The organism is Cupriavidus sp. SIMBA_020 (assembly GCF_046535395.1).
Classification (GTDB): domain Bacteria; phylum Pseudomonadota; class Gammaproteobacteria; order Burkholderiales; family Burkholderiaceae; genus Cupriavidus; species Cupriavidus campinensis.
In genome coordinates, this window is the sequence record NZ_JAWRWU010000916.1 from 1 (window position 1) to 261 (window position 261).

Annotated in this window: 1 protein-coding gene; it reads right to left on the bottom strand. The window is 67.0% G+C overall.

Annotated elements, in window-relative coordinates:
• Positions 1–261: Bug family tripartite tricarboxylate transporter substrate binding protein (locus tag SB751_RS32100; RefSeq protein ID WP_410749274.1), on the bottom strand; the 261-nt coding region annotated here is incomplete at both ends.

Sequence of the window (261 nt, forward strand, 5' to 3'; positions counted from 1 at the left end):
GCCGGGTTTTTCGCGCGCCAGGGCCAGCAGTTGTGTCAAGGTCTTGACCTTCAGCGCGGGATTGACGGCCAGCACCAGCGGACTGGCGGCCAGCAGCGACACCGGGGCCAGGTCGCGCTCATGCTGGTACGGCAACTGCTTGTACAGGTGCGGGCCGATCACGAAGGTGCTGTTGGTGGCCAGCAGAGCGGTGTAGCCATCGGGCGCGGCGCGCACCGCCTGGGCATGCCCGATCGAGCCATTGGCGCCCGATTTGTTCTC